At 40.4% G+C, this 13,973-nt stretch carries 14 protein-coding genes and 1 pseudogene; 3 read left to right on the forward strand and 12 right to left on the reverse strand.

The window, feature by feature from the left end; all coding sequences use genetic code 11:
* Positions 1 to 440: 440 nt before the first annotated feature.
* The 3 genes from IEW05_RS10215 to IEW05_RS10225 all read right to left on the reverse strand — a co-directional run bounded on the left by IEW05_RS10215 (position 441) and on the right by IEW05_RS10225 (position 2,893).
* Positions 441 to 890, reverse strand: a complete 450-nt coding sequence (locus IEW05_RS10215) for a DUF3888 domain-containing protein (protein WP_188538315.1) — start codon at positions 888 to 890, stop codon at positions 441 to 443.
* A gap of 145 nt (positions 891 to 1,035) precedes the next feature.
* Positions 1,036 to 2,361 carry a DUF4179 domain-containing protein gene (locus IEW05_RS10220; protein WP_229753427.1) on the reverse strand — a complete coding sequence of 442 codons (1,326 nt, stop codon included), beginning with the start codon at positions 2,359 to 2,361 and terminating at the stop codon, positions 1,036 to 1,038.
* Positions 2,354 to 2,893 carry a sigma-70 family RNA polymerase sigma factor gene (locus tag IEW05_RS10225; protein ID WP_188538318.1) on the reverse strand — a complete coding sequence of 180 codons (540 nt, stop codon included), beginning with the start codon at positions 2,891 to 2,893 and terminating at the stop codon, positions 2,354 to 2,356. Before IEW05_RS10225 ends, IEW05_RS10220 begins: the two co-directional genes overlap by 8 nt.
* A gap of 338 nt (positions 2,894 to 3,231) precedes the next feature.
* Between IEW05_RS10225 and IEW05_RS10230 the strand changes: the two genes are divergently transcribed.
* Both IEW05_RS10230 and xerS read left to right on the forward strand, forming a co-directional pair.
* Positions 3,232 to 3,906 (forward strand): spermine/spermidine synthase domain-containing protein, encoded by a 675-nt coding sequence (locus tag IEW05_RS10230; RefSeq protein WP_308420424.1) that lies wholly within the window; start codon positions 3,232 to 3,234, stop codon positions 3,904 to 3,906.
* Positions 3,907 to 3,996: 90 nt separating this feature from the next.
* The gene (xerS, locus tag IEW05_RS10235) at positions 3,997 to 5,085 is read left to right on the forward strand and encodes a tyrosine recombinase XerS (RefSeq protein WP_188538330.1); all 1,089 of its coding nucleotides are present in this window, start codon (positions 3,997 to 3,999) and stop codon (positions 5,083 to 5,085) included.
* Positions 5,086 to 5,102: 17 nt separating this feature from the next.
* On the opposite strand, the gene IEW05_RS10240 is transcribed toward xerS, so the two are convergent.
* The 6 genes from IEW05_RS10240 to IEW05_RS10265 form a co-directional block, all read right to left on the reverse strand.
* On the reverse strand, positions 5,103 to 5,306 hold the full coding sequence (locus IEW05_RS10240; RefSeq protein ID WP_188538333.1) for a hypothetical protein: 204 nt from the start codon (positions 5,304 to 5,306) through the stop codon (positions 5,103 to 5,105).
* Between the two features lie 52 nt (positions 5,307 to 5,358).
* Positions 5,359 to 6,507, reverse strand: coding sequence for a copper amine oxidase N-terminal domain-containing protein (locus IEW05_RS10245; RefSeq protein WP_188538335.1), 1,149 nt, complete (start codon positions 6,505 to 6,507; stop codon positions 5,359 to 5,361).
* A 462-nt stretch (positions 6,508 to 6,969) separates the two neighbouring features.
* Positions 6,970 to 7,299, reverse strand: coding sequence for a prenylated flavin chaperone LpdD (lpdD, locus tag IEW05_RS10250; RefSeq protein WP_188538337.1), 330 nt, complete (start codon positions 7,297 to 7,299; stop codon positions 6,970 to 6,972).
* A 42-nt stretch (positions 7,300 to 7,341) separates the two neighbouring features.
* Positions 7,342 to 8,274 carry a dihydroorotate dehydrogenase gene (locus tag IEW05_RS10255; protein WP_188538339.1) on the reverse strand — a complete coding sequence of 311 codons (933 nt, stop codon included), beginning with the start codon at positions 8,272 to 8,274 and terminating at the stop codon, positions 7,342 to 7,344.
* Positions 8,271 to 8,966 carry a dihydroorotate dehydrogenase electron transfer subunit gene (locus IEW05_RS10260; protein ID WP_188538341.1) on the reverse strand — a complete coding sequence of 232 codons (696 nt, stop codon included), beginning with the start codon at positions 8,964 to 8,966 and terminating at the stop codon, positions 8,271 to 8,273. The genes IEW05_RS10255 and IEW05_RS10260 overlap by 4 nt, the downstream gene beginning before the upstream one ends.
* A gap of 172 nt (positions 8,967 to 9,138) precedes the next feature.
* Complete coding sequence (locus IEW05_RS10265; protein ID WP_188538343.1) at positions 9,139 to 9,726, reverse strand: YdeI/OmpD-associated family protein; 588 nt, start codon at positions 9,724 to 9,726, stop codon at positions 9,139 to 9,141.
* Between the two features lie 131 nt (positions 9,727 to 9,857).
* Between IEW05_RS10265 and IEW05_RS10270 the strand changes: the two genes are divergently transcribed.
* Positions 9,858 to 10,661, forward strand: coding sequence for a polysaccharide deacetylase family protein (locus tag IEW05_RS10270; RefSeq protein ID WP_229753329.1), 804 nt, complete (start codon positions 9,858 to 9,860; stop codon positions 10,659 to 10,661).
* Positions 10,662 to 10,721: 60 nt separating this feature from the next.
* Here the strand turns inward: IEW05_RS10270 and IEW05_RS10275 are convergent, their stop codons facing one another.
* The 3 genes and pseudogenes from IEW05_RS10275 to IEW05_RS26180 form a co-directional block, all read right to left on the reverse strand.
* A complete protein-coding gene (locus tag IEW05_RS10275) occupies positions 10,722 to 11,402 on the reverse strand; it encodes a 3D domain-containing protein (protein WP_188538346.1) in 681 nt (226 codons plus the stop codon).
* 213 nt (positions 11,403 to 11,615) lie between these two features.
* The gene (locus tag IEW05_RS10280; protein ID WP_188538348.1) at positions 11,616 to 12,338 is read right to left on the reverse strand and encodes an amino acid ABC transporter ATP-binding protein; all 723 of its coding nucleotides are present in this window, start codon (positions 12,336 to 12,338) and stop codon (positions 11,616 to 11,618) included.
* Positions 12,325 to 13,917, reverse strand: a pseudogene (locus IEW05_RS26180) (ABC transporter substrate-binding protein/permease). Before IEW05_RS26180 ends, IEW05_RS10280 begins: the two are co-directional and overlap by 14 nt.
* Positions 13,918 to 13,973: the final 56 nt, after the last annotated feature.

The raw sequence follows: 13,973 nt of genomic DNA on the forward strand, positions 1-13,973 counted from the left end.
TTGTCATTGCTATTGGTATCTTGATTTTTGAATTCAAAAAACCCCTCTCATCCCCGCATGCTAAACGTAGCATACTGTAGGGACGAAAGGGGTTAAGCTTCCGTGGTACCACCCATGTTCACCACACGTCCAAATTAACGTGCAGCCTCATGTAAATCAGGTGAGTTATTATCATCGAACCTGATCCACGCATCATAACGGTTGCTAACCGGTACACCCTACGCCTACTTACAGGTTCGGGATAACAGCTCCAAGGTGAGATGGCTTTGGGATTAAGTCGGTGATCTCAGCTTACTCACCGCTCTCTGAACATAAGGGCCCATACTGCCTATTCCTCTTCACAGCTTTTGTTTGTAAAACTTGGTGTTATTATATGCCAATAATCAAAAATTAGTCAACCATATTTTTTCTGAAATAAGAAAGCTATTATATTCTTGGTGTTAGTTTAAGGTTTTTCTTATGATGTGCTCCCAATTCGGCGGCAAATCATAAGTCTTTATATGTTCATAGCTTATAGATTTAATGTTCTTAGGTAATGTTGGATCTATTTGGAAAGTAATTAGATCTTTTCCTACTCCAATATGTGGTCCTACGACGGGTGACACTTCTAAGGTAATCAGAAATTCATACCCCCGAAATCTGGACCTTTTGATCTTTGTAATATCAACTTCATAGGGGTATACAATTGGCTTTTCAATTAAAAATTGAGCATAATATTTGGCTACCGCTTGATCTATATGAGGGAGAAGAAAGAGCATCAGCATATCTTGCAGTTGAACTTCTTTTGAGTCTGCTTGAGGTGCATTGAACAGCTTTTCAGCATGAGTATGAATAGAGATTGTCATCGTCATGACAATGATCATAAAACATGCAACAAAGAGTTTTTTCATGATGATGTTTGTCCTCTCAAGGTGATATTACTCTTCTTAAGTTTCTACATTCGTTAAATTATGATTCATAGTAACTCACTTTTATTTTTCAAATGAAAACAAAGAGCTGGACCCTAACTGGTCTAGCTCTTTCATAAGCATTCTATTATTTAATTTTGATGTTGATATCACCATGAATTCGGGCCGGGTAATCTACAATCGTAAGCGTTAATGGACTTTGATAGTCTGTATTTTTAATATAGTACTGGAACATACCCTGGGAAGCTCCCGACTGATTCGAATCAAATGATTGCCCTGACGCATCCTTGTAACTGTTAGAAAATAAATTGAACGTCCGATTCTCATCCAATGGATCGTCATTCTTTAGGCGAAAATCTAGAATGCTAATACCGATTTGATCGAGTGTGAGGCGTTCGTCTGGCCTAGTGAGTAACTCCTTGCGGTCTAGATCGACCTTAACCTCCAGCTTGCTTTTATCGAGTGCACGAATACTACTTGCTCGTAAATACAAACGGTTAGGTTGTTTGAAATAGTTACTCTGGAAGTAAAGCACCTCCCGATTCTCATCGATTTTACTACCAGAAACACCGTTTGTGATCGTACCAAACGTATCACCATGTTCATCTTTGATCCTTAGATCATCAAAATAGAACAATTTCTTCGAGTTGGACGGATCATAAACAACTTCCAAACCTATTCGTGTTGGATACACTGTCATTTTCTCAAAGGTTATGGATTGCCCCTCAATGGTAGCTGTTTCATTGATAGTATAAGTTTCTTTCAAACCTTCAAATTTTTCTTTATCAACCGGAATTACAAAATGCCATAGTGTACTGTTCGCTGTCGATACCCTATCCTTGCCAAGGTTGAGTTCCAGCTCCAGAGTATTGGGGATCTCTGCACCTTCTTGCAAATTTAACTCAATCGTTCCTTGCTTACTTACCCATTCTTTATTAAACTCTGATGACCCATAAGAGAGTGATGCTTCAATATCATTAACAATTTTAACATTTTGCAGGTTGATAACTTCTTTGCGCCCATCCAAATTATCCAAAGTATAGAATATGATCACTCTTGATTCATCAGCAAGTATACCGTCCACCGTAAACTTGATGCCATCATGTTCCTCGGAAATACCAACTTCTTGCATGAAGTTATTGTCTAATGCGAGTTGGAGGCCTTTATCATAATTGATAAGCTCAACAAGTGACCTAAGCCCCGGAATGTCACTGACATATGCGGCCACAACAGGTGAGAATCGCACGGAAGCTACGGAAATCAGGACAAGAAGGCACATGGTAGAATAAATAACTCGCATCCTCATCTGACGTTTTTTACGCTTACGACCGAGCCACATTCCTTGCTGAATCGCGTCCTTAACTGCAACAGGAACTGTAATCTGTTCCGTGTGTCCTTTCATTGCCTCGAGCTGAGGCCACTCCAAATCGTTATGTTCAGGATTGTTATGCATTCGTTTCACCGTCCTTCCCCAGCCTTTGGCGTAGCCCGCCAAGAGCTTTATGTAGCCAAGTTTTGATTGTACCTTCCGGCTTATTCAACGTTCTTGCTATCTCAATAATCGTTAGATCGTGATAATACTTTAATTGAATGACTTGTTGATATTTTTCATCCAATTGATCGACCGCCGCTTCCAGCAATATTTTCTCTAGTAATGCAGTTTCTCCGTTAGTCAACTGTTGCTCCACAGAAGCAGCTTCCACCGGTTGTCTACCTTCTCTACGCGTTCGTTTCTTGAGCTCGTCAACACAATAGTTCATTAGAATCCGAATAAGCCAGCTTCCAAAATAATTGGGTTCTTTCAACTTGCGAATTTGCATATATGCGCGACAAGTCGTCTCCTGTACCGCTTCTAGAGCATCTGCCTCATTCTTCAGGTAGGCATAGGCGATCCTGTACATTTTCTCTTCATGCTCTGTAATGAGGCTATAAAACGCGGCATCATCGCCGCGTTTAGCCGCAAGAGCCAGTAATTCGTTATTCATCCGTTTCCTCTCCTACCGCTGTGCATCTATAAATTAGACGTGATGGAGCATCAAACGGTTTTGCTAAACTGTCGAAACTTATTTTCTTAAAAATATTAGGTAGCGTTTTTTTGTGCGATGTGGTAGCTAATACTCTTTTGATACAGATGGTTAATTGTTGGTAGGTAACATGAACTGATGAATTAGGGTGTATGGGCTAGAGAATTATTTTGATTTTCTATTGTGAATTTTTCATATGTTGTAATTTTCGAATTATGATGCTTTCATTTGACTCGATTTCCTCACTTCTGTATATTTTAATGGAATCCTGAGATCTTCTCATTTCATAATCCATGGAGGTGTTACTTTTGAATGATGTAAATGATCCTGCCCAAGTTATTGAACGTGCCCTCACTCCTAGAGGCGAAATTCAACTGCAGAAACGTGGAGAATACTACGAAATTATTAGTAACGGCACGTTTCTTATGGCTACTTATAATGGGGAATCTGAGCGACTGCTCGTTCAAAGTGCTTTAAACAAAGCTAATTCTGTCAACCGTGTGCTCATTGGAGGACTTGGTGTAGGTTTCTCGCTCCAAACAGCATTGCGTGATCCAAGGGTTGAGCAGGTGACCGTAGTGGAAATTGAGCAAAAGGTGATCGAATGGAATAAATCCTTCCTCAGTTCTTGTCATGGTCATTCGCTATCCGATCCGCGAAGTAGGTTAATTCATGCAGATCTTATCAGCTGGATCTCAGAGACAGAGGAGACCTTTGACTTAATTTGTCTTGATATCGATAACGGACCCGATTGGACCGTGTTTGATAAGAACGCTTCTTTGTACCATGATTCTGGCTTACTAACGCTCAAGAAGCGCTTACGTCCAGGTGGATGTTTGACTTTCTGGAGCGCTACGCCTTCTCCGGAGTTTGCCGAAACTTTAAAGCGATATTTTGAAGATCATCATGTCGAGATTTATGAGGTGCCTCAGCAGCATGGTGATCCAGATTATATTTTCCTAGTACAGACTTAATTCTATAGCACATCGTACTTCCACATCATTCCTGCTTCTTTATGTTACAATGAAGTCAAGACCCTTGTCCTGAGTTGGAGGTACCTACAAATGAACATACAAAAAAAAATCGACCGCAAAAAACTGGATGAGAAAACGGTGTATATGCCCTGGTTTGTTCAGCAATTTATTGACTATAAGCTACCTGATCTATCTCCCTCTACTCTGCTGGAGTATATAAGAGATTATGAACAATTTTTTCAGTGGCTTCGTGCTGAAGGATTGTCTGCGGCTGAATCAAATGCTCAAGTTACGCTCAATGAACTCGAGACACTCCGCATGGAGAGTATCGTTGGCTATCGATTACATTTAACCACGAGAACGGAAGGGACGAATGCTAAAATTACCGTCTCGCGCAAAATGTCCTCCCTTCGCTCGATGTTCCATTATTTAAGTCAAATTGCGGAAGATGAGGACTTCTATCCATTACTTAAACGCAATATCATGGCTAAGGTAGAAATCAAGCGTATTCACAAACCAAAAGATACGGCTGCCAAGCTAAAAGGGAAAATATTAGAAGAGGACGAACTCATTGAATTCATCAGTTACATAGCGGAAGGATATGGCGAAGATATTCAAGATAATAAGCAAGCTCTCTATGCATATGAGCTTAATAGAGAACGAGATGCTTGTATCGCTAGTTTAATTCTAAATTCCGGACTTCGTGTATCTGAAGTTGTGAATCTCAATATTGATGATATAGATTTGGCCAACAAGATGATGTATGTGTACCGTAAAGGTAATAATGATGAGACATTCAAGACTCCAGTATATTTTCGCGAGCAATCGAAGGATGATTTAGCTCACTATATTACTTTGCGAGAGACACGTTACCGGACACCAAAGCGTGAGAAGGCATTGTTTATCGCTGTTCCTAATGGGCAAAAAGAAGGTAAACGAATGACCAAACGGGCCATTCAAGCCATGATTATTAAATATGCCAAACGATTTGGCAAACCATATTTGACCGTCCATAAGCTCCGGCATTCTTTTGCTACAGATTACTATTTACAAAATGATATTTACAAAACGAAGGAACAGCTTGGGCACGCTTCAACTGAGACCACCGAGGTGTACGCGCATCTCACCGATAAAACAATGTCTCAAGCAATTGAGCGTCGCACAGAAACCGGATCCTAATATAGGATCCGGTTTTTTTATTGCATATTCATGAGGTCAAATGACTCTTCAAAATCATCCCATTTTACTTTTAATTGTATTACTTCATCTTGATTTAATTTTGCTCCACCTTTTGAACGCCCCGCACTCTTAAATGTTACTGTTTTAGTGGGTTCCATGTATTCGTCTGAACTACTTCCTCCTTTACCATTTGTTTTAAACGAGTATTTGAGCTTTTTCATTATAGACAACTCTTCTAAAGACCCATATAAAGTTGGAATGAATTAATCGAATCTATTTGATTACATAGGTGTAGGCGGTCTTTGTGCCATCTTTATTTGTAAATTCGAATTGTAGCTCTGACGTGTTCACATCATTTCCAGTAAAATGAATCCCGTCGTTTTTGAACCCAGCCATATCGCTAGGATTAATATCGAACTCCTTATACAGAAGTATCGCTTGATTGGCTGTTGTATCAATTAGTGTTAGTAAGCCATCCTGAGAAGAACGAACGATCAAGAAATTCTCACCCATGGCTTCAACAGCGTAACTATCTTCAGGTACACCTGCTAACTTGGAAATGTTCCAAGTTCCCTTAACCGAAGCGTCGGGTGCAATTAATCGAACATTGTGGCCATCGTTCATTACTGCGTTACCCTTATACATTTTCAGATTATCAGGAGAAAACTGCCAATAATGGCCTTTTGATTGGCGCAAAATGACTTCTTTCTTCACAAATAGGTTAATTACCGTCAGGTTGATCGAAGGCTCTCCGCTAGAATTTTGAATAGTCACTAAATCCGCATCTTCAGAAACCGCAACGACAGTAATCTTGGTATCACCTATATAACCTGGTTCAAGCTTAGCAGTAGATACTCCTAGAGAGTGGACAACACCTGCTGTATCACGTTTATATAAAGTACCGCTCACACCATTTATAAAATATGCGTCATTACTTATCATGCCGCCTCCAACAAATTCAGGATAGCTAATAAACGCCTCACGGCTTTCCGGATTCCAATTCAGTGATCCTCCAATGGCATCATTAACAAAACGCAAAGGCAAGTATAGTTGCTTATTAATCTGCCTCGGCCCTTCGGAATAGGCAACTGCTTTACCATTAACTGTTGCATTCCGACTCCCGACTTTCATACTTCCATGTGTGAACATATTCGCTATGGAGATCATTTTCGTACGTTCATCGTAATTTACCGTTACCCCACTGATATATAGGCCATCCAACGGGAGCATAATCGTTCCATTTATCAATGTTGGAGCCCCTGATGAAGTTGTAATATTGTTAAGGTAGATACGAATAACGGATGTTTTGGAGGGCTGTGCTTTATCAGACGCTGCTGACACAATAGATGGGAAGGAATGAACTAAACCAATAATAATAATTATAATAATGCTGATACACATAATTTTTTTCAATCTTTTCAAAAGTAATCTCCCTCTTCCTCAATTGCATAATAACTGTTGTTCATTACGCAACCATTTACTATAATTATTTAATTTCGAATTTTAACATTTTTTCCCTCTTACATACAAACGAAGAATATAATCATAAGTTGCATTATCCTGCTCATTATCTTACTCAATCAACAATCTAACGAAAGTAGCAACCTTTATTTTATTTTTTTTGAAGGTCATTAAAATTCTAACGAAACTACAAGACCTTATATCTTCCAAATGATGCTCTCATGTATGAATTATGATGAAATAACGCCTGTTAGTTTCGTTAAAATCCATAACAATGGAATAAACCGTTAATAAGGTTGCTGAGGTTCGTTACAGCAATTCGCAATTATCTTCGCTTGATGGTCAATCGCTAAGGTAAGAAAATATAAAACAGCAAAAAAAGAGCCAAGTATGCGATGATTCTGCTACTTGGCTCATTTGTATTCAATTGATGCTATTGCTTTTTATATATTCATCAAGTAAGGTATTGGTCTTATCCGAGATCAATCTGATTTGTGCTAAATTCAGCCCATCGTAATGTATGCCCATTACAATGGTAACTGTCCTCTTGAGCTCCGTTGCAGCACGTCTAGCCATGTTGTCGGTCAGTGTGTGCTCCTTATGACCGGGTACAGAGGAGGTTAGAACTTCAACTTCTGAATCAGCCCAATAAGCGGTGGATGCTGCACCAATATGGGCTTCTCCTCCGGTGATAAGCAGTAACAGATCGCGTCCCATCGGTACGGCCTGTAGCTTCAAGTCGTCAAAAGTCATAGGGACACTCCCTTTTATAAGTTAATTCGATCGCTATTTTAATTATATGATTCCACGGATTTCATCCAAAGATGAAATGTTCTCACGTTCCATAAAGTGTTCCAAATCTTTAACCAATTGTTCGCCAGCGCGAAGATTCACAAAGTTGTGGGTTCCCACTTGAACCACTGCTGCACCCGCCATTATAAATTCAATGATGTCCTCTGCACTACTAATACCACCCATACCCATAACCGGAATAGTTACTGCACGGCTAACCTGATGAACCATACGTAGGGCGATCGGTTTGATCGCTGGACCTGACAATCCGGCATACAGATTCTCGAATACACTACGCCGCTTACGAATATCAATCTTCATCGCTGAGAACGTATTGATTAAAGAGACACCATCAGCCCCCTCTTCTTGGCACATAACTGCCATGCCAACAATATCCTCCGCATTAGGAGACAGCTTCACGACAAGTGGCAATGATGTTGTTGAACGAATTTGTCTAACTACCTCTCTCGCCGTTGCCGTTTGAATTCCGTATGCCATTCCTCCGGCTTTCACATTAGGGCAAGAAATGTTCAATTCGATCATATCCACTGCCTGACGTCCTGCAGCCATCCTTACAGCGCTATCTTCGTGAATGAGTCTTGCTCCCTCAACGTAATCCTCAATCGTGTTACCGCCTAAATTAACGATTCTGGCGAGGTCTAGCTTCTCCCACCTCGGACATTCCTCACGTAGAAAAGCCTCTACACCAGGATTCTCTAGTCCCACGCTGTTCAGCATACCAGATGGTGTCTCATACACTCGTATCCCATCATTACCTGGCTTAGCATGAAGAGTCAAACCTTTACCCGATATTCCCCCAAGTTGATTAATGTCATATAGCGCACCGTATTCTTGTCCGAATCCAAAAGTACCGGATGCCATGACAACCGGGTTCTTGAAATGTACTCCCGATATGTTACATGATAAATCTCTCATGCCAAGATCACCTCCTCAGCGCGGAATACTGGACCGTCGGTACACGCCTTCTTACGCTTATCTACACACTTGACGCTACATACTAGACAAGCGCCGATCCCACAAGCCATCCGATTCTCAAGAGAAACATATACATTTGCCGAAGTTCCTGAGCTCAATTGTTTATGTTGTACAGCCTGCAACATCCGGTGTGGGCCGCATGAAATGATCGTATCATAAGCGTTAAAATCTACTTGATCCAATACGATTCCTCCGATATTTACTTCAACTTTCCCCGAAGTCGCTTCTTGGAAAGCTTCTACCATATATGACTCCTTGCTATATCCTAGATAAACATCTGCATTGGGAATACTGCGTAAGGCGTAATAGAAAGGAGCAATACCAATCCCGCCACCGATAAATGCTGTCCTGCCTACTGCTTCAGGGAACCCATTTCCTAGTGGACCATCCAATGATACATTGTCCCCTGGTTGCAAACGAGCAAACATTTCTGTACCTTCACCAACGACTAAATATAGAAATTCTATTCTGTCCTCCGTAATATCAAAAATACTGATCGGTCTGGACAAAAGTGGATACTTGTCCCACGATCTCAACATATAAAATTGTCCCATTGTACCACTGAAATTGCCCGCTACCTGAAGTCTGAATACGTTCGAGGCAACTTGTGTATTTGCTATAACTTGTGCCATATGATTTCCTCTCCAATCCTTCCTTCTACCGTAAAAACGAACTATCTCTCTATGGTTTTAACTTATTTGCTTCATATAAGATGCTATTTTTGAGGCTTTAAGTCTGTGACATTTGTCACATGAGTGTTCAGAGCTTGCCTCTGGATCACCAATCACTCAGTTCTAGCCGCGATTAATTGGGGTAAATCTTTTCTCCCTTTTCAAGCATAGTAATAAACTGCTGGATTCGTTTCTCTCTTGTTTCTTGTTTTTTGGCTTGTTGGATTCTGAATAAAATCGCAAATTTATTAACGTTATTCAGAGTTTCATAAAACTCTTTCGCCTTTGCATTGTGCTCCAATATAATAGCAAAATCCTCTGGCATAGTCATTTTACTTTGTGATTCGTAAGCCTTATCCCACTGGCCATTTTCTTTGGCTACTTCAATCGCCTTGAATCCGGCGGGTTGCATCTTTCCTTCATTGATAAGATGCTCTGCTTTTTCTTTATTTATTTTTGACCAAATGCTTCTTGATCCCCGCGGTGTAAACCGTTGAAGCCACGTCTTCTCATCAAATGCTTCTTTTTGACTATCAATCCATCCATAACATAATGCTATTTCGAGTGCTTCACTATAACTTAGGGTAACAACTCCGGAGTTCTTCTTGGCAATATGTATTCGGATACCAAGTGAAGTGTCATGATTGTCTGCAAGCCAACGCTCAAAGGAACTTTGCTCATCAAATATCAAAATCGGCAATTCAATAGTTTTCTTGGGCAATCGAAACACCTCCTGTAATTAGTCTACATCATTATCTATAGAATTACCTCTTTTGCACAGGATGACATAAATTAGCCAAGATACGGGAATACCTAGATATAACATCATTCAGAAAAAGGAGAGGGTCTGCCGTGCCTAACATCAGAAGAGGACTTCTGATCGCCCTTACGGTTACGTTGACGTTATGTTTGTTGGATTGGTCTGTCGTTCTTGCTGACCCAGAACATAACAATTTAACGGACACCACCACTCCGGAGGCTACTTCAGCCGGTACCGAACCACTGACCCTGGGAGAACTACGTCGTAAATATTCAGAGACATTCAAATTTCGAGGTCCAGAGGTCAAACAAGTCGCGCTTACATTTGACGATGTACCTGACCCTAGATTTACACCACGTGTTCTGGATGAATTGAAGAAACAAGGAGTAAAAGCAACCTTTTTCATTGTCGGGAGTCGTGCTAAGAAACACCCTGAACTCGTACGCAGAATTCAACGTGAAGGACATGTCATTGGTAACCACTCTTTCAGTCATCCTCTGTTTAAAAATCGTTCAGTCGCACAATTCCAAAGTGAAATCCAGCGGACAGAGAGAATCATCCAAAGTATTGTCGGATACAAACCCAAGCTCATACGCCCACCTTATGGTGAAATTAACGAGGAACAAGTAAAATGGGCCAAAAAAAATGGCTATAAAATTGTAAATTGGAACGTTGACTCGCTTGATTGGAAGGGAATTAATAAGGAGCAAGTAAAAGAAAATGTACTTAGTGCAGTTGTTCCCGGCTCCATCGTTCTTCAACACGCTGGCGGTGGTGTAGGTTCAACCCTTAACGGTTCGATCGAAGCGATTCCTGAAATCATTCAGACCCTGCGAAAAAGAGGCTACCATTTTGTAAGTCTGACTGAGCTATTACAAACCAAAAAATATAAATAGCTTTCCATATTAAAAAATACAGCCCCCATCAGGGAGCTGTATTTAGTCATAACTTTTAGACTAGTCGATAATATACAATTTCACATCTTGATATCCGAAAGCATTTACTGAGCTGGCACTACCAGGAATAAAGATATCAATTCGGTTACCTTTAATTGCTCCACCTTGATCCGTTGCCGTGGCAACAAAAGCTTCTTTAGGAAGTCCTGGGTGACTATGGCCTGTAACAAGGACCTTCGTTCCCATAGGAATCACTTTTGGGTCTACAGCGATCGTTCCAAGTTTTAGAGGATTACCATAAAAATCAACCGCTCCCCATTTACCGTTCTCACCAGGTGCAGCGGAGTATGCCGTAGCTTTAACATTAATCGTGTCAGAGTAGTTAAAGGATTTTCCCCATGCCTCAACTACTTTTTCCGTAGAGAGTACTTTAAGTGTAGAATCAGATTCCACTTTTGAACTTAAGTTGTTCTCTCCATTTGTCGAGTTCGTTGTAATCTTGCCATCTGGAATCTTAATCGTCAATCCTTCATAGATGTTAGTTGCCTCGATATCAGGATTCGCACTTATCAGCTTGGCCAAATTTACGTTATACTTCTGAGAAAGAAGATAGAATGTATCTCCTTCCTTCACATTATGCAGAGAGTCTGCAGATGCTGGCAATGTCTGAAAAACTGAACTTAATCCTACCGCTATAATAGTAGCTTTAATTGTCTTAGTAAAATAATGATTTTTAAACATGTTGTACCTCCCATTTGTTAATGCACAATGAATATATCACATTTTTGTAACCATTTGCGGGTGTAATTGTTTCCAATTTGTAATAAATCCAGTGGTATCAACAAAAATTCGACTTTTCAACCCCACAATTTTGTTACCAAAACGCCAAAAAAGGCAAGTCTCGAGTGCCCGAGACTTGCCTTTTTTACTATGTTGCGCCAATAAAATTAGATATTAGAGTACTTTACCAAGGAAGTCCTTAGTACGCTGTTGACGTGGTGAACCGAAGAGCTGCTGAGGCGTACCTTGCTCTAGAATGACACCTTGGTCCATAAACAAGATCCGGTCCCCAACCTCACGAGCAAAGCCCATTTCATGAGTCACAATCACCATCGTCATACCTTTCTCAGCCAGCTTCTTCATAACATCAAGCACTTCACCGACCATTTCAGGGTCGAGCGCTGATGTGGGCTCGTCAAATAGCATGACATGTGGCTCCATTGCCAACGCTCTAGCTATAGCGATCCGTTGCTTCTGACCACCCGATAGTTGGGATGGATAAGCATCACGTTTATCTTCCAATCCAACCGTACGAAGTAGTTCCATCGCAAGGTCCTCTGCTTTACTCTTCTCCATTTTCTTAACACGAATCGGAGCAAGTGTAATGTTATCTATGACAGATTTATGTGGGAAGAGATTGAATTGCTGAAATACCATACCCATTTTCTCACGTGTTTTGTTAATGTTGTGGCGTTTTGCTGTGATCGATTCCCCTTCAAACTGAATCTCTCCCTGAGTAGGTTCTTCCAGCAAATTGATACAACGTAGAAAGGTACTTTTACCAGAACCACTAGGTCCGATTACAACTACGACCTCTCCTTGCTTTATCTCCAGATCAATCCCTTTCAAAATATGCAAAGGACCAAATTTCTTGTGTAAACCATTAACGGTAATCACTAGCCTTTAATCTCCTTTCAAACACACCCAGAATTCTCGAGAATGTAAATGTTAGTATAAAATACATCACGGCAACGATCAAATAGGGTGTCATTCCGTTATAAGTAATCCCTACAACCGAACCCGATTGGAACATTAATTCTGTGACTCCAATGAACGATACGATGGAAGATTCTTTAATAATCGTTATAAATTCATTCCCGATTGCCGGAAGGACTGATTTGATCGCCTGCGGGATAATAATAAATCGCATTGACATCCCTCTCGTCAGTCCAAGTGATCTTGCAGCTTCACCTTGTCCACGATCGACGCCTTGAATACCTGCACGGAATATTTCTGCTAAATAAGCTGAGCTATTGATGGATAGTGTGATTGCCCCTGATTGGATCGGACTGAAATTAATCCCAAACGTTGCGAGACCATAATGAATAATAAAGAGCTGTACAAGCATCGGTGTACCACGCAGGAACTCTACCCAAGCATGTCCAATAAATCGTACCCCCGCCCATTTTGACATACGAAGAAGAGCTACTAATAGGCCCAGAATAAATCCGCATAACACACCAATAGCAGCAAGCAACAGCGTATACTGTAACCCTGTCATAAAATAACTTCGATAATCCCAGAACATTGTTAAAAATTCCATAAAAAATTCATGCCTCCACTTCAAACACTATACTATTAAAATTCATCGTCACAAAAACAGAAAATAGCGAAACCTGTTCGCTATTTTCCGTAAATCTGAATATCTTCATCTTACAGGATCGTTCTATTTCTCAGCAAGAGCGCTAGCTTCGGCTACAAACTTGTCAATGCTTCCGTCTTTGATCAAACGATCAAGAGTTGCATTTACTTGGTCAAGCATTTCTGTATTGCCTTTCTTCACACCAACTACATAACCTTCGTCTTCTGTTACTGGATTTGCATCCGTGATCACGATACCTTCAACATTTTTCACAAATGATTTTGCTACTGGTCCTTCAATGATAGCAGCGTCTACACGTCCGGATGTTAGTTGCATAATAATATCATTTATTTTTGTTAGCGAAGTAATTTTTGCACCCGTAATTTCCTTAGCAATGTCCTCTTGGATTGAGCTCTTCTGAACGCCAATCTTTGCTCCTTCCAAAGATTCCATCGTAGCATACTTATCTTTGTTATCTGTCAGAGTTACAACTGCCTGCTCAGCATTATAGTAAATTTGCGACATATCAATTTGCTTAGCACGTGTTGGATCAGGACTTAGACCCGAAATGACCAAATCGATACGTCCAGTAGACAATTCATTTAACAAAGAATCAAAATTCATATCCTTAATGACTAACTCAGCACCCAAATCTTTAGCGATTTCCTTAGCGATTTCAACGTCGAAACCAACGATTTCATCCGCTCCACTCTCGTTCTTGATATGAAATTCATATGGAGGAAAGTCTGCACTTAATCCAAGTGTTAGTGTCTTTTTGGCACCTTCTGTACTTCCCTGAGCTTCCTTATTTCCATTTTCTTTATTTTGACCACATGCCGCAAGAATGCTAGTCACAGCAACTAAGCATAATATTAATATACCCCATTTTTTCATTTGACTCTCTCCTGTTGTCATATTATTTCAAATCATCTATTAACTTGGGATAATTA

It is taken from the genome of Paenibacillus segetis (assembly GCF_014639155.1).
Lineage (GTDB): Bacteria > Bacillota > Bacilli > Paenibacillales > Paenibacillaceae > Fontibacillus > Fontibacillus segetis.

Excerpts from the sequence above, each read along its gene's own strand:
- IEW05_RS10215 (WP_188538315.1), bottom strand. The coding sequence starts at position 890 with ATGAAAAAACTCTTTGTTGCATGTTTTATGATCATTGTCATGACGATG.
- IEW05_RS10220 (WP_229753427.1), bottom strand. The coding sequence starts at position 2,361 with ATGCATAACAATCCTGAACATAACGATTTGGAGTGGCCTCAGCTCGAG.
- IEW05_RS10225 (WP_188538318.1), bottom strand. The coding sequence starts at position 2,893 with ATGAATAACGAATTACTGGCTCTTGCGGCTAAACGCGGCGATGATGCC.
- xerS (WP_188538330.1), top strand. The coding sequence starts at position 3,997 with ATGAACATACAAAAAAAAATCGACCGCAAAAAACTGGATGAGAAAACG.
- IEW05_RS10240 (WP_188538333.1), bottom strand. The coding sequence starts at position 5,306 with ATGAAAAAGCTCAAATACTCGTTTAAAACAAATGGTAAAGGAGGAAGT.
- lpdD (WP_188538337.1), bottom strand. The coding sequence starts at position 7,299 with ATGACTTTTGACGACTTGAAGCTACAGGCCGTACCGATGGGACGCGAT.
- IEW05_RS10255 (WP_188538339.1), bottom strand. The coding sequence starts at position 8,274 with ATGAGAGATTTATCATGTAACATATCGGGAGTACATTTCAAGAACCCG.
- IEW05_RS10260 (WP_188538341.1), bottom strand. The coding sequence starts at position 8,966 with ATGGCACAAGTTATAGCAAATACACAAGTTGCCTCGAACGTATTCAGA.
- IEW05_RS10275 (WP_188538346.1), bottom strand. The coding sequence starts at position 11,402 with ATGTTTAAAAATCATTATTTTACTAAGACAATTAAAGCTACTATTATA.